Origin of the sequence: Pseudomonas shirazensis (genome assembly GCF_050496565.1) — a bacterium.
GTDB classification, from domain to species: domain Bacteria; phylum Pseudomonadota; class Gammaproteobacteria; order Pseudomonadales; family Pseudomonadaceae; genus Aquipseudomonas; species Aquipseudomonas shirazensis_A.
In genome coordinates, this window is record NZ_JBNWAE010000039.1 from 1 (window position 1) to 1,447 (window position 1,447).

Sequence of the window (1,447 nt, forward strand, 5' to 3'; positions counted from 1 at the left end):
TGAGCTGCGCCCCAAATGTTGGACAGTCAGTTAGCCTATCCCAGCCTGAGCCCTGTAAGCCACAGGGCTCAGGCCTTTGAGCTTCATTTTGATTCGGTCATGGTTGTAGTAACGGATGTATTCGTCCAGCCCCGCCTTAAGCTCAGCGACGCTCGCGAAGAGCTCACGGTAGAAATACTCACACTTGAGCGTCCCGAAAAAGCTTTCCATCGCGGCGTTGTCCAGGCAGTTGCCCTTACGTGACATGCTCTGTTCAAGCCCTGCTTCTTTCAACCGCTTGCAGTAGTCAGGGTAGCGATAGTGCCAGCCTTGATCCGAGTGCAGGAGCGGCCGGCTATCAGCTGGAAGCCCTTTGATTGCCGTTTCCAGCATGTCGCCTACCAGGGTAAAACGTGGCCGGGTGTCGGTGTGATAAGCAACGATCTCGCCGTTGTATAGATCCATGATCGGAGAAAGGTACAGTTTCTCGCCTGCCACTTTGAACTCGGTGACATCCGTTACCCACTTCTGGTTTGGCTGATCGGCATGGAAGTCACGCTTGAGGATGTTGGGTGCGGCTTCGCCCATCAGGCCCCGATAAGACTTGTACTTCTTGGGGCGCACCGTGCATTTCAGGTCCAGGTCGGCCATCAGGCGGCGCACCTTCTTACTGTTAACCAATAGCCCTTCGCTGCGCAGCGTAGAGGTGACCCGTCGATAACCGTAGCGGCCACGGTGCCGATGGCTGATGTTTTGGATTGAGGTTTTGAGCGAGGCACACCGATCCCCGGCCTCAAGCATGCCAAGTTGATAGTAATAAGTACTGCGCGGCAAATGAGCCGCTTTGAGCAGCCAAGTAAGCGAGTAGCGCTTACGCAGCGCCGCGACTAACCGGGTTTTTTCTTGGCTATCTTCTTCCTCGCTTTCTCCTCGTCTAGCTCCTCGAGCTTTTTTAGGTAGGCGTTCTCCGCTTCGAGCTGGGCCAGCCTTGTCAGCAGCTGCGCACGAGTGAGTTCCTCAATGGGCATGGATGAAGTGTCTGCAGGCTTGCGTGGTGCTTTAGGCATCGCGGTGATCACTGGCTTTCTACGGGGCGGGCGGGGTTGATGTCCGCCACTGTAATACTGTTCTTCCCAGTTGCGAACCAGCGTGGAGTTGCCAAGGTTATAAAGCGCTGCGGTGGCGCGTAACGAAAGGTCTTCGCGCCATTTGTGGTGGAGAACTGAGAGTTTGAATTCGGCGCTGTAATGGCGGCCTGTCTTCTCCAGACTGGCCTCACCGTGGGCACGATAGGCCACAACCCAGCGGCGAAGAAGCGTCGGATCCATCTGAAGCTGCGCGGCAATGTGGCGAAAGCCGTAACCGCGATCGAGAAAGGCTTGGATGGCCGACAGCTTGAACTGCTTTGAATACTTGCTCATAAAAACCCCAAAAGTGGACGGGTGTCCAACATTTGGGGCGCAGCTCA

The 1,447-nt window shown here is 55.7% G+C and carries 1 protein-coding gene; it reads right to left on the reverse strand.

What is annotated here, in order from left to right; genetic code table 11:
- Positions 1 to 30: 30 nt before the first annotated feature.
- A protein-coding gene (locus ACQZ2L_RS25015; protein ID WP_430328307.1) for an IS3 family transposase occupies positions 31 to 1,400 on the reverse strand; the annotation gives its coding sequence in 2 pieces (ribosomal slippage) (positions 31 to 918 and positions 921 to 1,400; 1,368 coding nt in all).
- Positions 1,401 to 1,447 lie beyond the last annotated feature (47 nt).